The sequence below is a fragment of the Anabaena sp. WFMT genome, assembly GCF_051781005.1.
In the GTDB taxonomy this organism is placed as follows: domain Bacteria; phylum Cyanobacteriota; class Cyanobacteriia; order Cyanobacteriales; family Nostocaceae; genus Anabaena.
The window spans coordinates 1-25,557 of the sequence record NZ_JBPWOA010000015.1; the positions used below are offsets into that span (position 1 = coordinate 1).

25 protein-coding genes and 1 pseudogene are annotated in these 25,557 nt (G+C 40.1%); 14 read left to right on the plus strand and 12 right to left on the minus strand.

Going from position 1 to position 25,557, the window contains the following annotated elements; genetic code table 11:
• Together ACSQ6I_RS07465 and ACSQ6I_RS07470 are read left to right on the plus strand one after the other, a co-directional pair.
• Nucleotides 1-209: hypothetical protein (locus tag ACSQ6I_RS07465; RefSeq protein WP_438889725.1), on the plus strand; the 209-nt coding region annotated here is incomplete at its 5' end.
• 196 nt (nt 210-405) lie between these two features.
• The gene (locus ACSQ6I_RS07470) at nt 406-1,020 is read left to right on the plus strand and encodes a GerMN domain-containing protein (RefSeq protein WP_438889726.1); all 615 of its coding nucleotides are present in this window, start codon (nt 406-408) and stop codon (nt 1,018-1,020) included.
• Between the two features lie 62 nt (nt 1,021-1,082).
• On the opposite strand, the pseudogene ACSQ6I_RS07475 reads toward ACSQ6I_RS07470, so the two are convergent.
• The 3 genes and pseudogenes from ACSQ6I_RS07475 to efp form a co-directional block, all read right to left on the minus strand.
• Nucleotides 1,083-1,465, minus strand: a pseudogene (locus tag ACSQ6I_RS07475) (metalloregulator ArsR/SmtB family transcription factor).
• Between the two features lie 58 nt (nt 1,466-1,523).
• The gene (gene accB / locus ACSQ6I_RS07480; RefSeq protein WP_438889727.1) at nt 1,524-2,048 is read right to left on the minus strand and encodes an acetyl-CoA carboxylase biotin carboxyl carrier protein; all 525 of its coding nucleotides are present in this window, start codon (nt 2,046-2,048) and stop codon (nt 1,524-1,526) included.
• 191 nt (nt 2,049-2,239) lie between these two features.
• A complete protein-coding gene (gene efp / locus ACSQ6I_RS07485; protein WP_015212530.1) occupies nt 2,240-2,797 on the minus strand; it encodes an elongation factor P in 558 nt (185 codons plus the stop codon).
• A 195-nt stretch (nt 2,798-2,992) separates the two neighbouring features.
• On the opposite strand from efp, the gene ACSQ6I_RS07490 reads away from it, so the two are divergent.
• Complete coding sequence (locus ACSQ6I_RS07490; protein WP_438889728.1) at nt 2,993-4,099, plus strand: peptidylprolyl isomerase; 1,107 nt, start codon at nt 2,993-2,995, stop codon at nt 4,097-4,099.
• A 108-nt stretch (nt 4,100-4,207) separates the two neighbouring features.
• On the opposite strand, the gene ACSQ6I_RS07495 is transcribed toward ACSQ6I_RS07490, so the two are convergent.
• Nucleotides 4,208-4,843, minus strand: a complete 636-nt coding sequence (locus ACSQ6I_RS07495) for a type I restriction endonuclease subunit R (protein WP_438889729.1) — start codon at nt 4,841-4,843, stop codon at nt 4,208-4,210.
• A 411-nt stretch (nt 4,844-5,254) separates the two neighbouring features.
• On the opposite strand from ACSQ6I_RS07495, the gene ACSQ6I_RS07500 reads away from it, so the two are divergent.
• From ACSQ6I_RS07500 to ACSQ6I_RS07510, 3 genes are all read left to right on the plus strand, one after another.
• The gene (locus ACSQ6I_RS07500) at nt 5,255-5,839 is read left to right on the plus strand and encodes a hypothetical protein (protein ID WP_438889730.1); all 585 of its coding nucleotides are present in this window, start codon (nt 5,255-5,257) and stop codon (nt 5,837-5,839) included.
• A gap of 176 nt (nt 5,840-6,015) precedes the next feature.
• Entirely contained in the window at nt 6,016-7,236 is a 1,221-nt protein-coding gene (locus ACSQ6I_RS07505) for an ISL3 family transposase (protein ID WP_438889731.1), read from the plus strand.
• Nucleotides 7,237-7,342: 106 nt separating this feature from the next.
• Entirely contained in the window at nt 7,343-7,597 is a 255-nt protein-coding gene (locus ACSQ6I_RS07510) for a hypothetical protein (protein ID WP_438889732.1), read from the plus strand.
• 375 nt (nt 7,598-7,972) lie between these two features.
• Here ACSQ6I_RS07510 and ACSQ6I_RS07515 read toward each other — a convergent pair whose 3' ends face one another.
• Complete coding sequence (locus tag ACSQ6I_RS07515) at nt 7,973-8,545, minus strand: Uma2 family endonuclease (protein WP_438889733.1); 573 nt, start codon at nt 8,543-8,545, stop codon at nt 7,973-7,975.
• Nucleotides 8,546-8,606: 61 nt separating this feature from the next.
• Here ACSQ6I_RS07515 and thiL point away from each other — a divergent pair, with 61 nt between their 5' ends.
• Complete coding sequence (gene thiL, locus ACSQ6I_RS07520) at nt 8,607-9,623, plus strand: thiamine-phosphate kinase (RefSeq protein ID WP_438889734.1); 1,017 nt, start codon at nt 8,607-8,609, stop codon at nt 9,621-9,623.
• 83 nt (nt 9,624-9,706) lie between these two features.
• On the opposite strand, the gene ACSQ6I_RS07525 is transcribed toward thiL, so the two are convergent.
• Together ACSQ6I_RS07525 and nadD are read right to left on the minus strand one after the other, a co-directional pair.
• Complete coding sequence (locus ACSQ6I_RS07525; protein ID WP_438889735.1) at nt 9,707-10,720, minus strand: type I glyceraldehyde-3-phosphate dehydrogenase; 1,014 nt, start codon at nt 10,718-10,720, stop codon at nt 9,707-9,709.
• Nucleotides 10,721-10,836: 116 nt separating this feature from the next.
• Entirely contained in the window at nt 10,837-11,559 is a 723-nt protein-coding gene (gene nadD, locus ACSQ6I_RS07530) for a nicotinate (nicotinamide) nucleotide adenylyltransferase (RefSeq protein WP_438889736.1), read from the minus strand.
• A 470-nt stretch (nt 11,560-12,029) separates the two neighbouring features.
• Here nadD and murC point away from each other — a divergent pair, with 470 nt between their 5' ends.
• The 4 genes from murC (at nt 12,030) to ACSQ6I_RS07550 (ending at nt 15,645) form a co-directional block, all read left to right on the plus strand.
• The gene (murC, locus tag ACSQ6I_RS07535; RefSeq protein WP_438889737.1) at nt 12,030-13,511 is read left to right on the plus strand and encodes a UDP-N-acetylmuramate--L-alanine ligase; all 1,482 of its coding nucleotides are present in this window, start codon (nt 12,030-12,032) and stop codon (nt 13,509-13,511) included.
• A 127-nt stretch (nt 13,512-13,638) separates the two neighbouring features.
• Nucleotides 13,639-14,637, plus strand: coding sequence for a UDP-N-acetylmuramate dehydrogenase (murB, locus tag ACSQ6I_RS07540; protein ID WP_438889738.1), 999 nt, complete (start codon nt 13,639-13,641; stop codon nt 14,635-14,637).
• 124 nt (nt 14,638-14,761) lie between these two features.
• Nucleotides 14,762-15,112 (plus strand): YbaB/EbfC family nucleoid-associated protein, encoded by a 351-nt coding sequence (locus ACSQ6I_RS07545; RefSeq protein WP_015212521.1) that lies wholly within the window; start codon nt 14,762-14,764, stop codon nt 15,110-15,112.
• Between the two features lie 53 nt (nt 15,113-15,165).
• On the plus strand, nt 15,166-15,645 hold the full coding sequence (locus ACSQ6I_RS07550) for a low molecular weight protein-tyrosine-phosphatase (protein ID WP_438889739.1): 480 nt from the start codon (nt 15,166-15,168) through the stop codon (nt 15,643-15,645).
• Between the two features lie 139 nt (nt 15,646-15,784).
• Here ACSQ6I_RS07550 and ACSQ6I_RS07555 read toward each other — a convergent pair whose 3' ends face one another.
• Nucleotides 15,785-16,468: a response regulator transcription factor gene (locus ACSQ6I_RS07555; RefSeq protein ID WP_323309560.1), complete on the minus strand. Its 684-nt coding sequence runs from the start codon at nt 16,466-16,468 to the stop codon at nt 15,785-15,787.
• A gap of 541 nt (nt 16,469-17,009) precedes the next feature.
• Here ACSQ6I_RS07555 and smpB point away from each other — a divergent pair.
• The gene (gene smpB / locus ACSQ6I_RS07560; protein ID WP_015212518.1) at nt 17,010-17,477 is read left to right on the plus strand and encodes an SsrA-binding protein SmpB; all 468 of its coding nucleotides are present in this window, start codon (nt 17,010-17,012) and stop codon (nt 17,475-17,477) included.
• Between the two features lie 179 nt (nt 17,478-17,656).
• Nucleotides 17,657-18,643, plus strand: a complete 987-nt coding sequence (gene moaA, locus ACSQ6I_RS07565) for a GTP 3',8-cyclase MoaA (RefSeq protein ID WP_438889740.1) — start codon at nt 17,657-17,659, stop codon at nt 18,641-18,643.
• A gap of 95 nt (nt 18,644-18,738) precedes the next feature.
• Here the strand turns inward: moaA and rpsD are convergent, their stop codons facing one another.
• Complete coding sequence (gene rpsD / locus ACSQ6I_RS07570; RefSeq protein ID WP_438889741.1) at nt 18,739-19,347, minus strand: 30S ribosomal protein S4; 609 nt, start codon at nt 19,345-19,347, stop codon at nt 18,739-18,741.
• A 547-nt stretch (nt 19,348-19,894) separates the two neighbouring features.
• Here rpsD and ACSQ6I_RS07575 point away from each other — a divergent pair.
• The gene (locus ACSQ6I_RS07575) at nt 19,895-20,509 is read left to right on the plus strand and encodes a hypothetical protein (protein ID WP_438889742.1); all 615 of its coding nucleotides are present in this window, start codon (nt 19,895-19,897) and stop codon (nt 20,507-20,509) included.
• Between the two features lie 424 nt (nt 20,510-20,933).
• On the opposite strand, the gene hetR is transcribed toward ACSQ6I_RS07575, so the two are convergent.
• From hetR to ACSQ6I_RS07590, 3 genes are all read right to left on the minus strand, one after another.
• Nucleotides 20,934-21,833: a heterocyst differentiation master regulator HetR gene (hetR, locus tag ACSQ6I_RS07580; protein ID WP_438889743.1), complete on the minus strand. Its 900-nt coding sequence runs from the start codon at nt 21,831-21,833 to the stop codon at nt 20,934-20,936.
• A gap of 398 nt (nt 21,834-22,231) precedes the next feature.
• The gene (locus ACSQ6I_RS07585) at nt 22,232-24,685 is read right to left on the minus strand and encodes an EamA family transporter (protein ID WP_438889744.1); all 2,454 of its coding nucleotides are present in this window, start codon (nt 24,683-24,685) and stop codon (nt 22,232-22,234) included.
• A gap of 626 nt (nt 24,686-25,311) precedes the next feature.
• Nucleotides 25,312-25,557, minus strand: a 246-nt coding sequence (locus ACSQ6I_RS07590; RefSeq protein WP_438889745.1) for an inorganic phosphate transporter, incomplete at its 5' end; no start/stop codon positions are given.

The following is a 25,557-nucleotide window of genomic DNA, read 5'->3' on the forward strand; positions in this document are numbered from 1 at the left end:
CTGAGACAATTCATACCTATGGATCTTTAATTTCACCATTAATGAGGATGCAGAGTATTAAATATCTTCCTGTATACTCTCTTAATATCCGTATTTCAAGAAACGATTATATTTACATCAAGGTTCTGGTGACGGACTGGGAGTGTGAACCTAAAATTAAAGATGAAATAAAGTTACTATGGGTGCAGGATTACAAATTGCTGAAATAGCCTAATCAAGAGGATTTATAATCTAAAGTCCTACATCCAAAATTGGTATTGAGATAGGCAGAATTACAAACAGCAGTATTCTGACCAATTCAGGCATCTATTGATTTTAAGAAACCTCCACGCATCCCCATCGTCTTTAACCAGGCTGCTCCTCTTACGAACACTATTTCAGCCCTCTGTTAAGCAGGTTTTATATATGAATGACCAACAAAGAACTAACCGTAATATTTCTTCAGGTGTAATAGCAGCTGTCTCATCTGCGGTTGTGGCAGTAAGTGGTGGTGTAGCTTGGATTACTTCTCAAACTCCCAATACTCCCACACCAGTAAACCCTTCTCAAAGCATTAGACAGCCACAACAGCCATTGACTACGCAGCCAGCTAATGAACAGACTGCTAGTATATATTGGCTCAAACCTAAAGATACAGGTGTTGAGTTAGTTCCTCAACCTCTCAAAATTGCGGCTGCACAACCAAACCAAGTTTTGGAAAAGGCTTTCCAAGCTTTACTATCAGGTCCAAGTGAAGGTACAGATTCGACAACTATTCCTCAAGGAACTCAATTGCTGGGAATGAAGGTGGAAAATAATGAAGTCCATGTGAATTTATCAGAAAATTTTACCAGTGGTGGTGGTAGTACTTCAATGATGGGTCGTGTCGGTCAGGTTGTCTATACTGCGACAACTTTAAATCCTGATGCCAAGGTGTTTATTGAGGTAAATGGCAAGCCTTTGGAAGTTTTAGGTGGTGAAGGTGTGGAAATAGAACAGCCACTAACTCGTAAAAGCTTTAACCAAAATTATCCGCTTTAGCAAATAATCAATGGTCAGTGGTCGATTTAGCAAAAAATAAACTAATGACCAATGACCAATGACTAACTTTTATTTAGTACCCTGAAGCTACGGGCTTGCTGTTCTAGCCTGGTGGCCAAGCGATCGCTACGCTTGCTTCCCCGGAGAGGTACGCCGCAGGTATCGCACACCCGGTTCACAAATCAAAAATCATTTCGTCTTCTACCCGGTAGTAAGCGCAAGTTCCTTCACTGCGGCGGCTAAGGATTCCCGATTGCCACATTACTTTCAGGTGCTTTGATACGTTTGCCTGAGATGTTTGTGTTGCCTCTACACAACTCTTGCACACATTTTTTTCATTCCGTAGCAAGTGTAACAGCCGCAGATGCATCGGCTCACTTAATAGGCTGAAGTATTCAGCGACTTGTTGCACTACTTCTGGTGGTACAGGCAACGTTTGTTTCATCAGGATTAACCTGCAAGTACTTAGAGCTTTAACAATGACTAATTTTATAGATTAATACTTAATCAGGGTTAATTCGCATCAAAGGTTGACCATATTCAACTGCTTCACCATTCTGCACCAAAATTTCCATCACCTGTCCAGAGACTTCGGCTTCAATTTCGTTCATCAGCTTCATGGCTTCGATGATACAGACTGATTGACCACTACGGACGCGATCGCCTACTTCCACAAATGCCGCTTCACCAGGCGCAGGTGCGCGGTAAAATGTTCCCACCATAGGGGACTGCACTTCTACCAATCTGGCTGAAGGCGTATTCACTGACAACGGTGATTGCGCCCCAGCTACAGAATTATCACGACTTGTCGCGGCTTCTGGTAGGGTTGTGGGTGCTATTTGGTTAACTGATGTCAATCCTGAACCTACCACACCGCCTAAGGTCGCTTGACCTACGGATAGGACATGATTGCTGACACCTTTCCGTACTGTTAGCTCAAAGTCATCGCTTTTGAGCGTTACTTCGGCAATATCCGTTTGTGCAATAGTTGCCAGTAGTTGGCGGATTTCATTAAAGTCTAATGGCACAGTTTTTTTACCTCGACCTAACCGTAAACGAGAATCTTAAGTGTGGCAGGGATTTAATCCCTATATAAACAAGGGATTGAAATCGTTATTACCAATTTTGGATTTTGGATTTTGGATTTTGGATTGTAATTGCAAAAATTATTACCCATAACCCAATCATTATCCCAACTTGGTTTCAGGAGAGATAAAAATTATTCCCTACCCAAGTATTTATCTTCCCTGGTATCAATTTTAATCCGTTCTCCTTGAGTAATAAACAAGGGAACCATGACAGTTGCACCAGTTTCGACAATTGCAGGCTTAGTACCACCTGTAGCAGTATCACCTTTAACACCAGGATCTGTTTGCACAATTTCTAGAACTACAGAATTAGGCAGTTCTACTTCTAGCACTTGTTCGCCCCAACGAATAACGTTGACTTCCATACCTTCTTTGAGGTATTTTACGCGATCGCCAATTTCCGCTACGGTCAATCTGCCTTCTTCGTAGGTTTCCATATCCATAAAGACTAACTCTTCGCCTTCTTTATAGGTATGCTGCATCGTAATTTTTTCCAGAGTAGCTTGTGGCAAAGATTCCCCAGCCCGGAAAGTTTTTTCGAGTACTTTCCCACTCTGGACATTTCTTAGTGTTGTTCGCACAAAGGCAGAACCTTTGCCCGGTTTAACGTGAAGGAAATCTATCACTCGCCATACAGACCCGTCTAGGACAATTGAGACACCGGGTCGAAAGTCGTTACTAGAGATCATGAAACTTTCAATTTTTGGAAGACAATCGGCATTTATTGTACCCTTCAAGGGTCGTAATTTGTCAGTTGTTATTCGTCTTTAGCTTCAGGACTCAGCACTCAAAAATCAGTACTCAGTACTCAGGACTGTTACTGTGGGAAGATAATTGATGTGTTACTTCCAGTCAAAAATTTGATGCTGCATTTGAGAAATTCCATGTTTAACTTCATAAAGTCCTGGCTAAAACACAGCCTAAAGGCAATACTGCTTGTAACAATAGTTTTAGGTCTAAGCACAGCCGGGTGGACTCCCTCTAGTTACGCTGCCCTACCAGCGGGGAATGCGATTACTGACGGCAAAGCTTTGTTAAGGTATGCACTCCCAATTGATAACAAACCAGTACGCAAACTGCAAGCTAGTTTAGAGGATATTTCCAACCAACTGCGAGCAAATAAGCGGTGGGGTGCGATCGCTAACGACCTCAAGCAAGCATCACGGATTCTCGATCAATCCTCCCAAATCTTAGCAAGCGTTCCCGAAGAACGCCAACCCCAAGCTGAAGCTTGGATTACTGAATTGAAATCTGGTGTGACAGAACTGCAAGAAGTAGTCAAAACCAAACAGAAAGACCCTATTCTGGAAGGAAGAGCCAAATTACTCAACCTAGTTAGCTTGCTGGAAGAGTCAATGGTGAAGGAATTCCCCTTTGAAGTCCCTGCTGAGTACAGTAATTTACCTCAACTCAAAGGTCGTGCTACTATCGCTTTCAAAACTAACAAAGGCGACCTTACCGTGGTTGTAGACGGTTACAGCGCCCCTGTCACTGCTGGTAATTTTGTCGATTTGGTACAACGGGGTTTTTATAACGGTTTAGAATTCACTCGTTCAGAAGAATCTTATGTGCTGCAAACTGGAGATCCAGCCGGCAAAGAAGTAGGTTTTATTGACCCAAAAACTGGCCAATACCGAGCTATTCCCTTAGAAATTTTAGTTGAAGGCGAAAAAGAACCAACTTACGGAATAACTCTCGAAGATGCTGGACGTTATCTCGATATGCCAGTATTACCTTTTTCTTCCTTTGGTGCATTAGCAATGGCACGTCCTGAAGGTGACGTAAATGGTGCTTCTTCTCAAATTTTCTTCTTCCTTTTTGAACCAGAACTTACCCCCGCAGGACGTAATCTTTTAGATGGTCGCTATACTGTGTTTGGCTATCTGACAGAAGGTAGAGAGATTTTAGATAAACTGAATGCAGATGACAAAATTGAATCTGTAACCGTTGTTCAGGGCATAGAAAATTTAGTTCAGCCAAAAGCAGCATAATTAATTATTGTTCATAGTTGGTGCTTTAGCGCTAAAGTGCCAACTACAAACCAAACCTAAATTCCCAAACATTAATTTACCTAAAAATTGTTTTAAAATGCAGATAAATTAAACGACCACAGCTTGTCCTAATCTCTTAAGAATTTGCAAAACTTCTGCTAATTCATGTCGTCGGGGAAATAGGGAAAATGTGCGTGATACGTCGTATTTGGGTGTATCTGTGAGAGTTAACTTGAGAAATATAAATTCGTCACCATTAGTAACCATACCAAATACAGGTTTATCAGGTTGGGAAGTAGTTAACATATAGGCTAATAACTGCGGTATTGCTGCGGCAACTGGAATGCTATTTCGTTTAGATTCAACTACAAAAATCCAAAGTTTTTCTTGTACAACTAAGGTATCAATAAAACCGCGAATTATTTCTTCTAGTTCTTCAATTTCTAAATTGATGCCATAAGGTGAGCGAATTCGGTAAGGTGAATCTAGAAAACCTGCAAGTTCCAAAAGTGGCGAAACTACTAAAAGATTAATTGTCCCTTCTAATAATAGACCATCAACGCGATGATAATCATAACGTTGTTTGATGCGAGTAACACCTGCTTGTTCTTGTGGACTGAGTTGGGGTAAGTCTGTCAACCATTCGTTAAAAAAGTTTTCGTCTTCTGCTTGGTGTAAGTTACAACGAGTTTGTAAATCACTCAAGCTTTTAATAGTGTCAGTTATTCCAACGCTAGAAACCATGTGCTGTTACCTTAGTTCTGGTTGCTGGAGAAAGTGCAAGAAGTGGGTTGAAAAAATAGTTAATCCATTGATTCTATGCTTATTATAAAGGCAATTTTATGTTAATTTCAAATTTGAAAAATTAATCGCACGAATGTTAAGCTATGAAGTATATTGAATAGGGCGAAATGTTTAAAACATGGAAAAATTTTGTTTAAAAATAAATCCAACTGGGAAGGAATTGCGAGACTTTAAAATACGAATGTCTCTAGACAATCAGTTCTTTAGTTATTCTTTCAAAGATATAATAACTTTATGGATTAAGTTTATAAACAATGACAATATTGATGTTTTTTTCAATTCACATTTGAGGAAATTCGAGATGAGTTGATTAAATCAGACTACTCTAATAATGAAGTCGATTTGCAAAATATGACTACAGAAGAACAAAATTTTTATGCTTATTTTTGTGAATATCAGCTCCATTTAGAAAAAATAGAGCCATATAATTACTTTGCTCATGTTAGGGAACTAGCACAGATTGATTTACAGGAGATTGCCAATAATATTAACAATTGTCAATTAAAACTAGAACAAATTGATACAAAAAAAGATGATTATGAAAAACAAATGGTTGAACACTTTAAAAGTATCAACACTAAAGCAAGAGAAAAAATTAATACTGTTAGTAGTGAACCTGAAAAACATATTACGCCTTGGGTGATTTTATCTAGAGAAAAGCCTTATGAATACAGGTGTTGTCCTGAAAGATATAATGTAGATAATTTTTCAGAAATCAAAATTAAATTCTTATTCTTAATTAAGGGTCTTTATAAAATTGATCAAGAAATTAATAACTTAGAAAACTTATATAAAAATAACGTCCCTGATTTTTTTAGTTCCGTACAAAAATACATAATTGATTGTAATATTATAGACGATTTAAGACAAATGATTACAGAAAACACTTGTCTAAAAATGCGTGAAATTATTCTTATACCAGCGTTAGATTTTTAGGTTCTTGCGTCTCTTTTATGGAGAGAAAGTAAATTAACAGAAATTAAGAGTTAAAAGTTTTCACAAATAGCAGTCTGAAACAGTTGGGATACAAGAAGTTATAGAGTTTTACATATGTCTAAATACCGAAGGTGAGATAATTAGATATATAAAAACAAGCATTGGGGGCAGTAGTTATGAAATTTCCTGTAGAGCAAATCCTCAATCTCCCAGAAATGAAAGTATTAGATTGCCAAGAAGTAGAAGGAGCAGGAATTATCATCACAATCGAGAAAGCAGTCAACCATTGCACTTGTCCAAATTGCGGACATATCACCCAGAGTATACACCAAAGCCATTGGCGAATGATACATGATTTACCGTGGAGTGAAAAGCCAGTTCTATTAAAAATAAATCGTCGTCAATTTAAATGCCATAAGTGTAAAAAGGTATTTAGTGAACAACTCGACTTTGTAGAGAAAAGTAAAGGATATACGAAAAGATTAGCCACTAACATAGTAGAACAAGTATTGAATAGTAACATTCATAGTGTCGCCAAAAGAAACGACCTCAGTGATGAGGAAGTAGAATCAATGTTAAAAAGGCAAGTAGCACAAATACAGAAGATAAATTTAAAAGGAGTAAAAAGGTTAGGGATAGATGAAATAGCCTTGGTGAAAGGACAAGGAAACTATTTGGCAGTGTTGGTAGATTTAGATACTCGCAAACCTATCGAAATAGTGAAAACAAGAAGAATAGAAGATATACGTGAAGTCCTGAAAGGATGGGGAGTTGAGGTACTTGAGCAAATACAAGAAGTGAGTATTGATATGTGGTCTCCCTATAGAAGTTTAGTAGAAGAATTAATGCCAAATGCTAATATAACGGCTGATAGATTTCATGTCATGAAACAGGTAAATGATGAATTAGATAATATGCGTAAAGCCCAGAAAAAAGCAGCAATGTCTTTAGCAGATGAGTCAGAAAAAAAGAGAATATTAGCCGGATTAAATAAAAGTAAATATAGCCTGATTAAAAATGAAGAATCCCTCAACGAAGAGCAAAAAGAACGGTTGAAATCAGTCCAGTCAGTTTCTCCCACCCTAGCCAAGATGCACTCCTTGAAAGAAAAATTCAGAGAAATATTTGAACTCTCCACATCTTGGGGAGACAGCATCATTGATTTATTAGATTGGATGCACGATGCCATGTCATTTTTTCCCAAAACTATTGGGACTATGATTAGATGGTTTGGGGAAATAGTCGGTTATTTTGATGGCAGAACCACCAGTGGCACTGTGGAAGGTATTAATAATAAACTCAAGTTGATTAAACGACTTGGATATGGCTTTCGTAACTTCAACAATTTTCGTCTACGCAGTTTATTAAACTGGCACTTTTCTATTAATTCTCCATAAAAGAGACGCAAGAACCGATTTTTATCAATTAAACGAAATAAAGTATTATGCTTTATTTGTTAATTTAGTAGCACTGCAAATAGAGGGTATATTCCATGATTATTGTTTGGAATTAGGAATTTCTGACACAGAAATGAGAAAATTTAGTATTGGTGAAAAGCTAGATAAGATTTATCAGGAAAATCAAGACTTTTTTGACGCTGAATTTAAATTATTTAACACTTATTCTTGGGACTTAGAATATTTTAAATTTAAATTTCCTATTTTGAGAAATAAAGTTGCACATGGTAAAATAATTGAAACTCAGCAATATCAGCATATTGCTAGTCTTCTGCTACTAGATTTATACTATATATTTTAATCCTTCGCCCAAAATTTAACATATTTTGGGCTATTTTTATCAGGCTTTTCTTAACATTCAACACTTCTGGTCTTGAAGATACATTTTTTGATTATTTATCTGAAGTTATAAATCAAGATAATGCAGTTGTAATCAAGGGAATTTATCAAATGATAGCTTCATATAAACAAGAGAAAATTAGAGAAGATAAATGCACTAAGTTAAGAATATTAATATTATTACTTTTTTTGATGCTTTTTAATAGTTATTTAAAACCTAATCGTCATACTAGTGTCATATTAGTATATATGCAGCAGCTATAAAATATTAGTTTGTAGTGTACGTTAGTCGCATCATAAATATCAAAATTTCCTCTACCACAACCTAACCTACCATTTATACCAAATTACCTGCATTGAAAACCTGCTCAACTGTAATATTAAATTCAGAAAAAGTCCGTGATATAATTTTTTGATTCGCAGTAAAAACTGTTTCTTCATAAAGTCCATCTTCCAAAAGCAAAACAGAAATCTTAGATTCTAAAGGATCTACAATCCAATATTCAGGAACTTCCAAAGCCGCATATTCAGAACGCTTCTGACGATAATCTCTTTTTACTGACTCTGGGCTTACTACTTCTACAGTTAATAATGGTGGTGACTGAAATACTGCGGATGAGTTGATCAATTCTTTTGCTTGTTCCAACGTCACCACAGATAAATCAGTTAAACGAGATTTCTTGTTACCTGTTCTGACTCCAGTTTCTCGAAAACACAACCAAGGTAAAATCAAACGCTGAATTTCTTCATCTAGCATTTTTTCGAGAAATTTGACAATCAAAAAATGTTCAATTTTTGGTGGGTTCATCAGTTCCAACTTACCATTTACCAATTCATACTTAAAATCAGTACCATCATCATAATTTAAGTATTCCTCAAAGGTAAGGTCTTTGACTAATGTTGTTACCATCTCAACAGCCTCCTAGATGATACTTTTATTCTAGTCTGTAAAGTAATGCGTAAATTTTATTATGAATAGTGATTTATCTTCCCTGCGAGTCAGAGATATTGGTGAACAAGGTCTTTTAGAAAGATTACAACGCTTTTGTCCACCAAAAATTATTGGTGATGATGCGGCAGTTTTGGCTACAAAAGCAGAACAATATTTGGTAGTGACAACAGATATGCTGGTTGATGGTGTGCATTTTAGTGATGTTACCACCTCCCCAGAAGATGCAGGTTGGCGGGCAGCGGCTGCAAATTTATCAGATTTAGCCGCAATGGGCGCTTTTCCCTTGGGTATAACCGTCGGGCTGGGTTTACCTGGAGATGTCAGCGTTGATTGGGTGGAAAGACTATATCAGGGAATGACGGAATGTTTGCAAAAGTATCATGTTCCCATTGTTGGTGGTGATATTGTACGATCGCCCATTACCACTTTAGCAATTACTGCCTTTGGTCAAGTTAACCCCGATTTTATCATCCGTCGTTCTTCTGCACAGGTCGGGGATGCGATCGTTGTCACAGGTATTCATGGAGCCTCTCGCGCAGGCTTAGAATTACTCTTACACCCAGAAATAGGACAAAACATCAAAACTGAAGAAAAGGCAGCTTTAATCAAAGCACACCAGCGTCCCAACCCCCGTCTAGATATCCTCCCCATCCTCCAGAAAGTCCTAAAATCTCCCTGCCCTATTCCCGTTGCCGGAATGGATAGTAGTGACGGTCTAGCAGATGCTGTATTACAAATCTGTCGCGCCAGTAAAGTAGGAGCAATTATAGAACACAAACGAATTCCCATGCTGTCAACTTTAAACCAGTGGGTAACAGCAGAGCGAATTCTACAATATGCCTTATACGGTGGCGAAGATTTTGAATTAGTCCTCTGCTTGCCACCAGAACCTGCATTAGCATTAGTCCAACAACTAGGTGCAGGTGCAGCAATTATAGGTTCAATTACACCAGGCTTAACAGTCATATTGCAGTATGAAAACGAAGAAATCCCCGACCAAGTTCTGAGCCTCAGTCAGGGATTTCAACATTTTTAGTCAGCACTCAGCACGGGCTAAACGCCCCGCTACCGCTCTAAGCGCAGCCATGCCCGTAGGGCTTTACAGTACTCAGTACTAAACTATGCCCACTTCGCAGCTACTAATTCAGCCAAGTCTAGAACTCGTTGGCTATAGCCCCACTCGTTGTCATACCAAGCCATAACTTTTACCATGTCATTGCCCATAACGATAGTTAAGTTGGCATCAACAATAGAAGACTCATTAGCACCTTGGTAATCAGATGATACTAAAAGTAGTTCACTGTAGCCTAAAATGCCTTTGAGTGAACCTTCAGAAGCATCTTTAAAAGCTTGGTTAACTTCTTCAGCAATAGTGCGCTTCTCAACCTGAACCACAAAATCCACCATCGAAACGTTGGGGGTAGGTACACGCAAAGCTGAACCATTTAACTTACCCTTGAGGTCAGGGAGTACCAAAGCCACTGCTTTAGCCGCACCTGTTGAGGTGGGGACAATGTTGATGGCTGCTGCTCTAGCCCGACGCAAATCACGGTGAGAAGCATCTAGTAAGCGTTGGTCACCAGTGTAACTGTGCGTAGTGGTCATCGTGCCTTTGATGATACCAAATTTTTCATTTAGTACCTTGGCAATAGGAGCCAAACAATTAGTGGTACAGCTGGCATTACTGATGATGTTGTGTTTGTTGTGGTCATAATCCAGATGATTTACACCCATAACAAAAGTGCCATCCTCATTTTTACCAGGCGCGGTAATGAGAACCTTTTTAGCACCAGCATTGACGTGCCTCATTGCCCCTTCTTTGCTGGTAAAAACGCCGGTTGATTCGATAATCAGATCAATTCCCCACTCTTTCCAGGGCAAGTTATCTGGGTTGCGATCAGATACACACTTAATGGTATTACCGTTAACGGTGATGGAATTATCATCGGCCGTAATGTCCGCATTTTGTAACTTCCCTAGCATCGAGTCATACTTCAGGAGATGAGCATTGGTTCTAGGGTCTGAGGTGTCATTGATAGCGACAAGTTCAATTTGGCTATTTTCTCTACCTACCCAGCAGCGTGCGAAGTTCCGTCCAATGCGCCCGAAACCGTTGATTGCAACTCTAATCACAGTGTCTTGCCCTCTGTATTTATGCCTATAAGTTGATATCGTTGACCCCAATCATATCGCAAAGGGGGGGAGTGTTTATAACCATAAAGTGTTGAATCTAAAAAAAAACACAGAATTTATTCAGAATTGTTGGAGTAAAGGTTGTGGTTGGTGATGTAATAGCTGACCGACTCCGGGACTAAACCATGAATTGAATGGCTGACGCGACAAAATTCCCGGATTATACTTGACGAAACTCTTACTAAAGGTGTATGCAGTAATTGCCAGTGAATGGTATGCGATTGCCTTCGGAACTGCGCTGAGTCCTTCAGACACGCTACGCGATCGCGCGATCGCTCTCCTTGTGGGAAGCATCGTGTCAGCACTGACTTTTCAGTTTGCTCTTTCAGTTCTTGTTCCACTTGCTTGCAGATTGACTCACTTTGAGCTATAGTCTCACCACCTAGCAGTCGGGGTGCGATTAACCAATCACACATTTGTGCTAGTTCGTGTCCAAGATACCAACGGGGTAAAGTTTGGAAAGCATCCAAACCAATAATCCAGTACCAATGAGTATTTGGATAGCAAGTAGATAAATCAATCAGGGTGTTGATAGCATAAGAAGTCCCAGAGCGTTCTCTCTCAATTAGTGAGACGGTAAACGCTGGGTTGTTTGCCGTGGCTAGTTGCAGCATTGCTACTCGATGCTCAAACAAAGCCGCTTGTTTATGAGGAGGATTTCTTGATGGCACCCAAATCACCTGTTCTAGGTGTAATTGAGCCTGGGCTATTTCAGCTACAAGCAGGTGTCCCCGATGAATTGGGTCAAATGTGCCACCAAAAATTGCTAGTCGCTGCATCAAGTTTAGGGATTGGGGGATGGTGTTAGGGGCATATCACAGTGATCAACTGACCTTTCTACCCGGACTAATACTTTGAGTCCAGGGACTTATTGCTGCAACCAATTGAATTCAGTTGAATAATATTTTCACTGCCAATGTACTATTGTAGTCAATTCACCCTGAGCCTTGAGGTAATTTCAAATCAGGAGCTAATTCCAGTAAGGTACTCAATAATATGTATTTAACATTACCAGATTTTTTTCCCGATGTAGTCTTAATTTTCAGAATAATCATAAGAAGATATCAGAAATATAAAAAATCTCTCACGAGGGTAATATCTTTCTGAACAAGCAAAAACAAAGTAAAAAATTAATCCCTTATACGGCTATGAAAATCTTACAGAAGCCGTATCTGTAAAAATCAAAATCCTGTTATGATACGCGTGTCATTTGTGATGATTGTGTGGTGTGGTGTAAGAGGAACAAAAAATGAGTAATCCTATAGATTTTAACGGTAGACCATTTCATTTCATTGGAATTGGCGGCATAGGAATGTCTGCCCTGGCTTATGTTTTAGCAAAGCGTCAATTACCAGTCTCCGGTTCAGACCTGCGTCCTAACCAAATTACTCGCAAGTTAGAAACTCTTGGCGCACACATTTTTAGCAGACAAGAAGCAAGCAATCTTGAATTCTTTCGTCCCCAAGAATCAACTAATGGAGTATTATTAAATCCACAGGAACAATTACTTGTTGATCAGACAATTCTACCCCAAGTAATTTGTTCAACAGCTATTAACACTAGTAATTTGGAATACAAAGCAGCCCTAGAATTGGGTTGCCCAATTTCACATCGTTCGGATGTCCTAGCCGCTTTGATTGCTGATTACCATAGTATTGCTGTGGCAGGAACCCACGGTAAAACAACAACTAGTAGCATGATCGGTTATATGCTGCTGCAAGCTGGTCTTGATCCAACAATTTTGGTAGGTGGTGAAGTCAACGCTTGGGAAGGAAATGCTCGACTAGGCGCAAGTAAGTACCTGGTAGCCGAAGCAGATGAATCAGATGGTTCCCTGGTGAAACACGCACCAGAAATTGGAATCATCACTAATATTGAACTCGATCATCCCGACCACTACGACACATTAGAGGAAGTAATTGATACTTTCCAACAATTTGCCCAAGGTTGCAAAATCCTCATAGGTAGCATTGATTGTGAAACGGTACGCGATACCTTCGGTCGCCTAGGGCAACGCTTGCAGCCAACAATCAGCTATAGTCTACATCCAGATTCCAATGCTGACTATACCGTTAGCAACGTTGACTACCGCGCTGACGGTACTACTGCACTTATTTGGGAAAAAGGTAAAGCCTTAGGTGTCTTGAATGTACGGCTTTTGAGTCGGCATAATCTTAGCAATGCTCTAGCAGCAGTAGCTGTGGGACGCTCACTAGGTTTAGAATTTGGTGAAATTGCCAAAGGGATTGCCACCTTTGAAGGTGCAAGACGGCGTTTTGAATTCCGGGGGGAAGCAGCCGGTATTACCTTTATTGATGACTATGCCCATCACCCCAGCGAGATTCGTGCTACTCTTGCCGCAGCACGTCTCCAGGCTAGACCAGGACAAAGAGTAGTTGCCATTTTTCAACCACATCGTTATAGCCGTACACTTACTTTTTTAGAAGAATTCGCCGAATCCTTTACCCATGCTGATGTAGTAGTCTTAACTGATATTTACAGTGCAGGTGAACCCGATTTAGGACAGATTAGTGGTGAACAACTGGCCGCAGAAATTGCCAAGCAGCACCAGCAGGTAATTTATCAACCAACTTTATCCTCAGTGTGCGAATCCTTGTTGTTAACTCTGCGACCAGGCGACTTAGCATTATTTTTGGGTGCTGGTAATTTAAATCAGGCGATTCCTGAAATCATTGCCACTCTTCTTGAACCAGCTACAGCTACATCCTAAGCAGAGCAAACTTGCTAGGTTTTGTTTTGTGAGCCAATTCTCCATCTAGCAATAGGTTCATTAGTTAAATGTTATTACCGAATCTAATCGGTAAAAAAAGTAATAGAAATTACCAATAAAAGCAACGATGACAACCTCCCAGGCAGTTGGAAACGTCTGTACGATTTCTGCTTTGACTACCAAGAAACAAGAAACGATTAATTCTGTAGATGGTAACGTAATTTACTTACCAGGCACTGATTGTGTGATCAAGTCCCAGGCTTCTTTATCAGCATTTACTTCCTACAGGGTTGGGGGAGGGGCTGAATTGTACGTTGCTCCTCGCAACTTACAAGCACTACAAGCTAGTATTGAGTACGCAAAAGAACTAGCTTTACCAGTCACGATATTGGGCGCAGGTTCTAACTTGTTGGTAAGTGATCAAGGTATACCCGGTTTAGTTATTGCCACTCGTCATTTCCGTTCTAAGCACTTCGACCCACAAACAGGTCAATTAACCGTCGCTGCTGGGGAATCTATTCCTAGCTTGGCATGGGAAGCAGCAGATTTAGGATGGCAAGGCTTAGAGTGGGCTGTTGGTATCCCTGGAACCGTTGGCGGTGCTGTTGTTATGAACGCAGGAGCGCATAATAGCTGTATTGCAGATATGTTAGTTAGCGCCGAAGTCCTCTCACCAGACGGTACTTTAGAAACTCTCACCCCGGCTGAATTAGGCTATAAATACCGGACTTCATTATTGCAAGGTGGTAAACGGATAGTTACCCAAGCTACCTTTCAACTTCAACCAGGTGCCGATCCAGCAGTAGTTCTAGCCACAACCAAGCAACACAAAAAGCATCGGCTTAGTACCCAACCTTACAATTTTCCCAGCTGTGGTAGTGTCTTCCGCAATCCTAAACCTTATACAGCTGGATGGTTGATCGAACAAGCTGGTTTAAAAGGCTATCAAATTGGTGGAGCGCAAGTAGCACTACTTCATGCAAATTTTATCGTTAATCGTGGTGGAGCTAAAGCCAGCGATATATTCTGTCTGATTAGCCATATTCAACGTGAGGTACAAGAACGTTGGTCAATTTGGTTGGAACCAGAAGTAAAAATGATCGGTGAGTTTCAACCTGTTTGTTGATAGGGACTGGGGATTGGGGACTGGGTCAAGAAAATTATCAATCCCCAATTACCAATTACCAATTACCAGCCACATCTATAATTGAATTTGATTTGTTATTCAAAGCATAAGTGAAAAATTAATTATGACATCAGGAAAAGGACAGGGCTTTGGTTTTGGTTTAGGAAAAATGAAAGAACTGGCTGATGCTTTCAAAAAAGCCCAGCAAGTTCAGGAAGGTGCAAAACTTCTCCAGGAACAATTGGAGAAAATGGAGATCCAAGGAGAATCGGGCGGTGGTTTGGTTAAGGTGATTGTCAGTGGCAACCAAGAACCTAAGCGGGTGGAAATTGCCCCAGAAGCTTTGGCAGAAGGAGTTGAAGTACTTTCTGATCTTGTAACAGCGGCAATGAAAGATGCCTACAACAAGTCCACTGCTACTATGAGGGAAAGCATGGAAGAATTGACCAGTGGACTAGAACTACCTGGATTTTAGTCATTAGTCATTAGTCATTAGCTATGACTAATGACAAAAGACAAAAGAATTTTATGCCTTACAAGTTACTTTTTGTCTGCCTTGGTAATATTTGCCGATCGCCCTCAGCTGAAAATATTATGAATCTTCTGGTTGATCAGGCTGATTTGGGAAATGGTATTTATTGCGATTCTGCTGGTACTTCTAGTTATCACATTGGATCAGCACCTGACCGACGCATGAGTGCTGCTGCGGTGACAAAGTTGGGAATTAAACTCCGTGGTCAAGCCCGTCAGTTTACAAAGTCTGACTTTCAGGAGTTTGATTTAATTCTGGCAATGGATAAAGACAATTATGAAAATATCCTGGCTGTTGACCTTTCTGGGCAATATCATCATAAAGTCCGCTTGATGTGTGATTTTTGTTCTAGACACACCCTTAAAGAAGTTCCAGACCCCTATTACGGCGGTACAGAGGGATTCAATCAGGTGATTGATCTGCTCATTGATGCTTGTGAAGGTCTACTGGACTATGTTAAAAGTCAACAAATTTAGGGAATAGGTTACAAGAGGCAGGGGGCAGGGAGCAGGGAGCGGGGAGCAGGGAGCAGGGGGAGGAAAATTCGTTTTGATTCGGTGAAATTGGATAATTTATTTTTTGGAGTTCCCTCATCTTCCCTTGTTACCCTCTAATCTATTCCACAAGACCATGTTTCATTGCAAAACGTACTAGTTCGGCTCGATTGCTGGTTGATGTTTTTCTTAATAAACTGCTGACATATTTTTCTACTGTTCGCGGACTCAGGTGTAGTTGATGTCCCATATCGGCATTAGAGAATCCATGAGTCAATAGTTCTAAAACTTCCTGTTCTCTGGTAGTTAGTGATGAAAGTACTGGGGATATATGAATTTGAGTGGACAGAGAATTATGGCTGTCTACTGTTTTTGTCGAGTGGGAAGCATCTAAATTTTCTTGATGAGAAAAACGGTACTCTGATTGAATAATTTGCGATCGCTCTAATAAATTACGAATAGCCGCAGCTAACTCTTCTAGTTCAAAAGGCTTAGGCAAATATAAATCACAGCCTGATTGATAACCGAGAATCCTTTCTTGGGTTTTGGTACGAGCTGTTAACAAAATTACAGGTAATAATCTAAATTCTGATTGTTTACGCACCCGACGCACTAGTTCATAGCCGTTCATCCTTGGCATGACAATATCTGTGACAATTAAATCAGGCTGGTTCTCTTCTACCATAGCCAAAGCCTCCTGACCGTCATCAGCCATAATCACCGCATAGCCAGACAGTTCAAGATAGTCGCTAATAGACAGACGAGTGCCCAGGTCGTCATCCACTACAAGGATCTTCAAGGGCATGGACAGTACACCCCTAGCATTTTTGTTACTCAGCAATTTGCTTTTATAAACACTATCAATAGACACTGGCAATAATAGTGTTCTTATGTTTCATACTATGACAGGATTACCTACTAATGTCTGCCTGAGGGGATGATTTATAAAGAAAATCTTAAATCCCTAGGAAGTGTTAATAATACTTAACACATCGGTTGACTTTTCTTGTTGGTTAGTCCTAGAGAGTTTATAATTGTTAACAAATACCCAATTAGAGTGAGAGCAACTGGCATAGGGTTAATTACCTCTGATGCTCGATACCGCAAGAGGCCTAATTTCAGTAGACTCGTTTTAGGCGTAAGCCTTCTCTAAATAGAACCAATAATCTACGTAGCTTTAGGACAGAGAGTGTCAAAATGCTATACTAATAGATTAGATTAAATATCAGATTGGTTGCATTCAAACCCATATTCAAGATTAAAAAGCATCTTTAGTTAATTTACACTTAAAATTACGCCCAGTCTAAAAAAATTTTTAGGCATATTTAACACAAACAAGATTCTCAATGAGTGACAAAAAAGAAGGTTTCAAGGTTATCAGCGACAATCGTCAAGCCCGTTATTTGTATGAAATCATAGAAACCTATGAAGCTGGAATTCAGCTAACCGGAACTGAAGTCAAGTCGATTCGTGCAGGTAAAGTTAATCTCCAAGATGGCTATGCGTTGCTTCGCAATGGAGAAGCATGGTTAATAAATATACATATTTCTCCTTACACTTCCAGTGGACAATATTTTAATCATGAACCGCGCCGCACACGCAAGTTGCTGCTGCATCGCCAAGAACTTCGCAAGCTAATTGGTAAGGTAGAACAGCAGGGTTTAACCCTCGTCCCGTTAAAAATGTATCTCCAACGCGGCTGGGTGAAAGTAAGCATTGCCTTAGGTAAAGGTAAAAAACTCCACGATAAGCGCGAATCCCTGAAACGCCGACAAGATCAGCGCGATATTCAACGAGCAATGAAAAGTTATTAAGTAGGACTTGCGGAAAAAGTTTTTTGTGATGATTAGGAGTCAAGGAGTCAGGAGTCAGAAGACGGAGGGAGTTAGAAATGTCAATCCAATTTCAAGTTGCTAATATACTTGGTAATTGCTTACACAAATCATGAGGTAGCCTAGAATTTAGTCTCCCCATGCTTTGAGCCAGAATAACCATGAACCAGGTAGACTATCTACGTATTAGTTTGATTGACCGCTGTAACTTTCGGTGTCAATACTGTATGCCAGAGGGGGCAGAACTGAACTATATCCTCAAGCAACAGTTGTTAACTGATGAGGAAATACTCACCCTGATTCAAGAGGTATTTATTCCCCTTGGCTTTACCCGCTTTCGTTTGACCGGTGGAGAACCTCTACTACGTCCCAGTGTGGTAGATTTGGTCAGCAAAATTGCAAATCTTCCCCAAACCCAAGATTTGGCTATGACCACCAATGGGTTTTTACTAGCTCCAATGGCACAAAACCTCTATGATGCAGGATTAAGAAGAATTAATATTAGTTTAGATTCTCTAGAAGCAGACACTTTTGAGCAAATCATTGGTAATCATGGACGTGGACGTTGGCAACAAGTTTGGGAAGGGATTCAAGCTGCCTATCAGGTGGGATTTGACCCGTTGAAGTTAAATGTTGTGGTAATTCCCGGTATTAATGACCATGAAATTCTCAATTTAGCTGCCCTAACGATTGACAAACAATGGCATATCAGGTTTATTGAGTTTATGCCTATTGGCAATGAACATTTATTTAGCGCTCGCGGTTGGATATCTTCAGCTGATTTACGGCAACGTATCTATGAACGTTGGGGATTAACAGAATCTCAGGTTTATGGGAACGGTCCTGCTGATGTATTTCAAATTCCGGGAGCCAAAGGCACGCTAGGATTTATCAGCCAGATGTCGGAATGTTTTTGCGATCGCTGTAATCGGGTACGTCTGAGTGCTGATGGCTGGCTACGTCCCTGCTTATTAAACGAAACTAGTCAAATAGACTTAAAAACTTCTTTACGTGCTGGTATTAGCACTGCCCAATTAAGAGAACAAGTCAAACAATTACTAAATATCAAAGCCGAAATTAACTTTAAACAGCGCGATTCAGGCACATCTGGTACATACACCCGTACCATGTCGCAGATTGGAGGTTAGTCACTTGACCGAATTTTAGATTTTAGATTTTGGATTGTAGATTAAAAGAAAATCAATTCTAATCCAAAATCGTAAATCCAAAATCCAAAATTGACTTAAGCCTGACGTGAGTAGTATTCCACGACCAGCAGTTCATTAACTTGGAGTGCTACCCATTCTCGCTCAATCACGCTGTTTACTTTACCAGCCAATTTGTTTTTATCAAATTCTAGGTGATTGGGGAGGTTAGCTAAACCAGGATATTGCAAATTAGCTTCTACCAATTTCTTGGATGCTTCTTTATTTCTGACAGCAATCTCCTCACCAGGACGGCACTGATAGCTGGCAATATTCACTACACGACCGTTAACGGTGACATGACCGTGATTTACCAATTGACGCGCCGCTGGAATGGTAGGAGCCATACCCATGCGAAAAACTGTATTATCTAAACGCATTTCTAGCAATTGCAGCAAGACTTGTCCGGTAGAACCAGTAACACGTCTGGCTTTCCGCACATAGCGCAGCATTTGCTTTTCAGTCAAACCGTAGTTTAAGCGGAGTTTTTGCTTTTCCTCTAGACGGATAGCATACTCAGAGCGCTTTTTACGGTTCTGGCCATGTTGACCTGGTGGATAAGCACGTCTAGGGCTTTTCCGGGTTAATCCTGGTAAGTCGCCCAAGCGGCGGACAATTCTGAGGCGGGGCCCTCTATATCGGGACATGAGTTTCCTTAATTTAATCCTGTTTAAACTTTACGCAAATATTCTATTATGACATTCCTCAAAGCAGTTAGCTAGAGTATTCTTGGTTTAATGATCTGTCTTCTGAAAAACTATCCCTAAATGCCTGCCCTCTCGAACCAACGAATTAGTTTAAATAGTCTTCCAAAGACTTCATTTCTACGGTACTCACTTTAAATCGGGCATTGGTATTGCCGACCTAAAACAGCACTTGCCAAGCTTTCAGGATTTGACCCTGCGTTTCCATGTGTCCCACGGTACGTTTAACTCAGATGTTGCCAAAAGACCGAGTTTTTGAGGTTTAGTCACTGCTGACGCAATGTTGACTATGATTTGAGTCGTTTTCGCCACAAACTATCTACTATAGTCTAACCTGAGACAAAATTCATTCTCTGTTGTTAGGAATAGTTCAAAATCGCAGTATTAGGCTTTGGGACTATTTTAGACAATCGCGTCAAAATTTCTTGATTGCAGAGGAGTTTGAGCAGATTCTAAGTTAGCATAACCTTGGGTGTTTGGAGAATAGCTTATGTTAGAAAGCAAAAAAGAAATTAGCAATTTTCAGAACCAAAAAAGAAATTATGTTTTGAGAATTTTTACAGTACCAGTTGTAGCGATCGCTGGATTATTGACCAATGTTATACCGAGTATAGCTGTTACAGATTCTTATAGAAATGATTACCGCGTCTGTGCAGCTCAATTATTGAGTGTCGGAGTGACAGCGCAAGCCGCATCTCAAGGTTGTGCCACAGCCCTGCGACCAAGAGATTTGTCTAGCTGTGTAGCTCAAATCAAAAAGCAGACGGAAATTGCCTCTACGGAGGCGCTTTATTCCTGTAGTAAAGCCCGTCGTCCTCAAGAATTAGCGGCCTGTGTAGTTGGCATCAGCAAGAGTACTCAGAAGGCAATTGACCCAACCACCTTAACTTACTGTGGACGCAGTTTATTACCCGTGACTTTTGCTCAGTGTGTCGTTGGCTTGCGTAAAGAAATTGATTTAACCCCAATTCAGTCATTGAACACTTGTATTAATGCCAGTGACAGAATTATTAGTATTGGGGAAGGATCTACAACAGCACCGGGATTAAGTCCTTGTCTTGAAACTACTCCTATGCCATCAACTCCCAGTGGTAGTGGTATCTAAGAGTTGAATTTGCCTGTAATTTTTACAATCGTAGGGTTGGCAAATAGTCCACCCTACTAGTCCGTCAAGCCAAAAATGATGGTGTAGGCAAGTTTAGGGGATATTAGGAATTTTTCCTGTCTTTAACCCCTCAAATTTACTGTTTCTGACTACTACGACTGTGTGGGAACTTTGCTTTCCACACATATTTATACTGCAAACGGGTGAAACCTGAACTTGTATCATACTGAGCGTAACGTAGTGCAGGGAAGTATCTCGGAGATTCTTCACTTCGTTCAGAATGACATTTTTAAACCGTTTTTAGTATAGCCGCGCTCATGGCGTGAAGAAGATCCATGAAAGATATTTTACTGTCGTCCCCAAATTAGATTAATCAAAGTTGTGTAACCAAAAATTAGCAGATTATGTCTAAACTTTGGTCGCTTTAATCGTCTTGATTTCCAAAAACCATTTGTAAAATCATCGGCATACCTCCATCTTGGTGATATTTATCTGCCCAAGCCCGGATAATTTCATCCAATTCTTCCATAGCTTGTTCCATTTGTTCGAGAGGTATATCCAGTTCTTCTACAGCACGCATCGCATTCGCTTTCCGTTCTGCCCAATCTTTCATCATGCGGAAGTATCGAGCGGTATCTTCCACCATTGTGTAAGTACGCTCTTGGTCGTCTGCGGGGGCATAGAAAGGACGAGTGAGGGCGTAGAAGGGCATTCCCCAAGGAGAATCAATGCGGGTAACTGTACCTGAGTAGAGTAAACGGCGCTTGATATGTTCTGCCAAGGCTTCACTCAGGGGCATTTGGTGGTGTGGTGGTAACTCGTCTTGCGATCGCTTGTGGAGAAACTCAATTAACTCCAAAAACTCAAACGATGTAACTAACTGAGCATCAGGCAGGTTCTTGGGCAGTTTACGCTCAATTTGCCTTTTTTCTTCGCTAGTTAAACTTGTACCAGGAACACGGGATCTTCCTGGCTGCCAAGGATATTTTTCCATCCACACATAAGGCAATTGAATCAGATAGCGAGGTTCTTGGGAACCCAGCATTTTTAGCAATTTACCTTCAGTCAGAGCTTGTCTCACTTCTTCGACAATGATTTTGACTCGCTTTGGCTCAAGGTGGTGCAAATGCCCAGTCATTCGCAGGTTTTGTCCCTGCTCCAGATAGGTCATATAAATCGCACACTTAGCTGCTGTTGCGGCTGCATCTAAAAATGCTCCATGCCTGTGTCCACTTGTCCGCATGGCACTAAAAGCTAGATAAAGCATGATCTGATCCATCGCACTCGGACCAAGACGTTTGATCAGATCTATGTCGTTACTCATATTGACAGACAGATGAATAGCACGTTTACAAGAGTGGTAGTCAAATTAAACTATCTATTTTACACCCAAATGCAATTTTTGTCTTCACACTAGATGAAGATTTTTTATGCTTTTACCCTAAAATTGCTTGGTTTTAAATGACTCAGGGTGTAAATCGTTAACTTTATACAGCGGAGGTAGTTCTGCTCACCACTAAAAATTATGGACTCTTGCTGCATCAGGTTAATAGTTGGATGATGCAGCTAATCAAGTATAAATTGTGGTGCATTTAAATTGCTTTTTTTGCCAACTGAAATCTCTGCTGTAAGGCGGCTTAATGATCAAACCAACCTATAATCTAACACCAAATTTATCCAAATTGAGAAATATAACAATTACTGGAAATCAGCAGTAAATTATTACCCACGATATTTAGTTTCATTGTTCTTCATCCTTTGATTATTGGCATTAGAAGATTGCAGATGATTCCGCATTTTTTCAAAGCTGATAGCAACTGCACCACCAGTGACTAACAACACTCCCATGATTTGCACAAGATCCAATTTTTCCTGAATCATCAATCCAGCAAAAATTACGGTTAGAACTGGAACAAGAGCGCCGATAATAGCCGATGGTGGTCCACCTAATTTGCGAATTCCAAAATTATTAAACAAATATCCGCAAAGAGTCAGGACACCCAACATAAAAGCACTTAATATTACTTCCAGTAAATTGGCTGATCTAATTGCTAAACTCCAATCACTTGGTAGTGGTACCATTAAGCAAACTAAGCTTAATAGCAACATAGTGGCGAAGTTAATTAAAGCAAAAGAAACTGGATGCAGTTTCGGAGCGCACAACCTAGTAAGAATTACGTAAACAGCAAAAGCCATTCCGGACATAATTCCAGAAATAATTCCTAAAGAGGTATTATTCATACCATTTGAATAACTACCCAAGATTAATAATTCACCACAAAAAATGCCGAAAATAGCACCAGCGCTGAATAAATTAGGACGTTCACGAAAGAGGAACCACGCTAAGAGTCCATTAACCAGGGGATAGATAAAGAATAGTGCGATCGCAATACCAGTCAAAACTTTACCAATTGCAATATAAATGAGTACTTGAGACAAAAACAACAAACAGCCACTCACGACTGACAAGATTAATACTTGTTTTGTTTTTGCCTGATTGGAAGTAGCATTTCTCCCTACTGAATCAAATAAATTTTGCAGGTCTTGCCAAACTGAGGGGTGTAAAATGGGAGCCAAAAGTAACATTAATGGCACAACGACTAATAACCTCAGCATCAAAATTAAGAAAATATTCCCCAAAGTTGGTGCAATTAATTGCTGCGTCTCGAAATTTCCTAAAAAATCAGAACCTTGGTAAAAAAGTGCCTTCACAGCTACGTTGTAAAGTGATGACATCACTGTTGACAACACAACCAACAGGAAACCCACCTGAACAGGTGACCAATTCGGGGAACTACGGGATCTTTCTCTTCTGGTTGTTGCTTCCCGTCTGGGTGTGAGTGGGGGTGAGTATTTTGATTGCTTTGGTGAAGGGTCAGGAGTGAGAACAGAAATTGGCTCAGGTGTGTTTTTTTGAGTTGATGATTCTGATGTTGATTGCTTTGTGGAAGAATCAGGATTCTGAAAAGACATTGACTCAGGTGTGTTTTCCTGAGTTGATGATTCTGGTGTTGATTGCTTTGTGGAAGAATCAGGATTCTGAAAAGACATTGGCTCAGGTGTGTTTTCCTGAGTTGATGATTCTGATGTTGATTGCTTTGTGGAAGAATCAGGATTCTGAAAAGACATTGGCTCAGGTGTGGTTTCCTGAGTCGATAATTCTGATGTTGATTGCTTTGTGGAAGAATCAGGATTCTGAAAAGACATTGGCTCAGGTGTGTTTTCCTGAGTTGATGATTCTGATGTTGATTGCTTTGTGGAAGAATCAGGATTCTGAAAAGACATTGGCTCAGGTGTGTTTTCCTGAGTTGATAATTCTGATGTTGATTGCTTTGTGGAAGAATCAGGATTCTGAAAAGACATTGGCTCAGGTGTGTTTTCCTGAGTTGGTGGTGATGTAACTACAGCCTCTGTTGATGATAAATTTCCGCTCTTTGGTGACTCCTGGGGAAACAGAGAAATTGGTTCAGAAATAATTCTCTCTGGAGATTTCTCCAAAAAACCGTTTTTGTATGGCTCATTTAGTTGTAATACAGTTGGCGCACCTCCTGTTAACACCTTGAGAGAAGTTGTTTCTCTGGTTTTGTCCAGTTCCCCTCTGAGACGATTAATAAATTCTGCTAATATGTCTTCTCCTTCTTGCTGTTGGTCGTACATTCGTGACAACTGCTGGGAAAGATGACTTTGATAATTTTTTAGTTCTTGTTGCAGCGAGCTAAAGGCAATTGTGACACTATCATCCAAATTGTCCAACATTTGACCAACATTCTGATTGATCTGACTAGCTGCATGGGAATTAACTTCCGCAGATCTCAATGTGACTCGTTCGGAAGATTCACCTTCAATTGATTGAGTGGCTAAAGTCTTGAGTGAAGATTGTAGTTGTGAAGATATATGCTTTGCTAAAACTTCCGCCAGCTGACGGATTAAAACTTGCTGTTCTGTGATTTGTCGAGCTTGCTGTAACTTTTCTTTTTCCTCGGTCAATCGTTGAATATCATTAGCTAAACGGGTTTTTTCAGCCTCCAGCCGCTTTACGTCGTCTTGCAACGATTTCAGAACATTCTTTTGAAGATTTTCTAAATCCTCAACTACATCCCAGAGGGCGTTTTCTGCTGCTCTGGATAAGTCGCCTCTGATTCTTGGGTTGTCTGGTCGCTTCTCAAATCGCCCCATTAGTTTATAACCTCTAACACCTTGACGATAAATCAGTTACCAGTTGTCAGTTATCAATTTTTAGGCCGATAACTATTCACTGTCTACTGATAACTATTCACTGTTTACTGTTCACTGTCTACTGTTCACTGATAACTGTTTCAAAGCCTTGCAGATGGGTAGGTTATGAAAAACCAAAATTTGTGCGAAATGTAAAGTGGGTGACAGTTTCCGTTGCTCTGGGGAATTAAAGTATTGTTCTATAAAAAAGAAAATATACTACCATTCCCTGCATAATATTCTAATAAATGAGTCGAAATTCTGCAAAAATAGGCTGTATTTTTAGCACCAATTGCAGAATATGGTGGTTTTAAATCCGTGGGATTCAATAGAGCTTACGCAACTGGCATATTAATTAGGATGTGTCAGACTCGATAATTTTGGTAACAATCAAGAAATTTTCAACATCTGCCGCATCTTATTAAGAAACATTAAGTATGACGCTTGCGTAAGTCTTATTCAAGTTGAATGTGTTAGTACAGCACTGAAGGTTTTGTAGTGAAACAGGAAGCCCTACTTAACTGTACCCCTAGAATGTATTGCATTTATAGAGAACCAGTATGTGAGAATCTCCATAAATTTCATTTTCAATTTAAGATCATCCGGATAATGCTGAAGATGGTGGCGCTGAGAATGGCACTAATGGGGACTGTAATTACCCAGGCTGAGGCGATTCCTTGGAGGGTTTGGAATTTAATTGATTTTAGGTTCTGCACTAGTCCAATACCGACTACACCGCCAACTAGGGCATGAGAGGTGGATACTGGTAAGCCGAATCGAGAAGCTAGTAAGATGGTGGCAGCAGTGGCTAGTTCGGCACAGAATCCGCTACT

What these genes read in the sequence shown, in the direction of transcription:
- moaA (WP_438889740.1), top strand. Translation starts at nt 17,657, where the DNA reads ATGAACCAGGTAGACTATCTACGTATTAGTTTGATTGACCGCTGTAAC.
- ACSQ6I_RS07500 (WP_438889730.1), top strand. Translation starts at nt 5,255, where the DNA reads ATGACTACAGAAGAACAAAATTTTTATGCTTATTTTTGTGAATATCAG.
- ACSQ6I_RS07495 (WP_438889729.1), bottom strand. Translation starts at nt 4,843, where the DNA reads ATGGTTTCTAGCGTTGGAATAACTGACACTATTAAAAGCTTGAGTGAT.
- ACSQ6I_RS07505 (WP_438889731.1), top strand. Translation starts at nt 6,016, where the DNA reads ATGAAATTTCCTGTAGAGCAAATCCTCAATCTCCCAGAAATGAAAGTA.
- ACSQ6I_RS07490 (WP_438889728.1), top strand. Translation starts at nt 2,993, where the DNA reads ATGTTTAACTTCATAAAGTCCTGGCTAAAACACAGCCTAAAGGCAATA.
- ACSQ6I_RS07515 (WP_438889733.1), bottom strand. Translation starts at nt 8,545, where the DNA reads ATGGTAACAACATTAGTCAAAGACCTTACCTTTGAGGAATACTTAAAT.
- thiL (WP_438889734.1), top strand. Translation starts at nt 8,607, where the DNA reads ATGAATAGTGATTTATCTTCCCTGCGAGTCAGAGATATTGGTGAACAA.
- efp (WP_015212530.1), bottom strand. Translation starts at nt 2,797, where the DNA reads ATGATCTCTAGTAACGACTTTCGACCCGGTGTCTCAATTGTCCTAGAC.
- ACSQ6I_RS07575 (WP_438889742.1), top strand. Translation starts at nt 19,895, where the DNA reads ATGTTAGAAAGCAAAAAAGAAATTAGCAATTTTCAGAACCAAAAAAGA.
- smpB (WP_015212518.1), top strand. Translation starts at nt 17,010, where the DNA reads ATGAGTGACAAAAAAGAAGGTTTCAAGGTTATCAGCGACAATCGTCAA.
- ACSQ6I_RS07585 (WP_438889744.1), bottom strand. Translation starts at nt 24,685, where the DNA reads ATGGGGCGATTTGAGAAGCGACCAGACAACCCAAGAATCAGAGGCGAC.
- murB (WP_438889738.1), top strand. Translation starts at nt 13,639, where the DNA reads ATGACAACCTCCCAGGCAGTTGGAAACGTCTGTACGATTTCTGCTTTG.
- ACSQ6I_RS07555 (WP_323309560.1), bottom strand. Translation starts at nt 16,468, where the DNA reads ATGCCCTTGAAGATCCTTGTAGTGGATGACGACCTGGGCACTCGTCTG.
- nadD (WP_438889736.1), bottom strand. Translation starts at nt 11,559, where the DNA reads ATGCAGCGACTAGCAATTTTTGGTGGCACATTTGACCCAATTCATCGG.
- ACSQ6I_RS07550 (WP_438889739.1), top strand. Translation starts at nt 15,166, where the DNA reads ATGCCTTACAAGTTACTTTTTGTCTGCCTTGGTAATATTTGCCGATCG.
- rpsD (WP_438889741.1), bottom strand. Translation starts at nt 19,347, where the DNA reads ATGTCCCGATATAGAGGGCCCCGCCTCAGAATTGTCCGCCGCTTGGGC.
- ACSQ6I_RS07545 (WP_015212521.1), top strand. Translation starts at nt 14,762, where the DNA reads ATGACATCAGGAAAAGGACAGGGCTTTGGTTTTGGTTTAGGAAAAATG.
- hetR (WP_438889743.1), bottom strand. Translation starts at nt 21,833, where the DNA reads ATGAGTAACGACATAGATCTGATCAAACGTCTTGGTCCGAGTGCGATG.
- ACSQ6I_RS07470 (WP_438889726.1), top strand. Translation starts at nt 406, where the DNA reads ATGAATGACCAACAAAGAACTAACCGTAATATTTCTTCAGGTGTAATA.
- murC (WP_438889737.1), top strand. Translation starts at nt 12,030, where the DNA reads ATGAGTAATCCTATAGATTTTAACGGTAGACCATTTCATTTCATTGGA.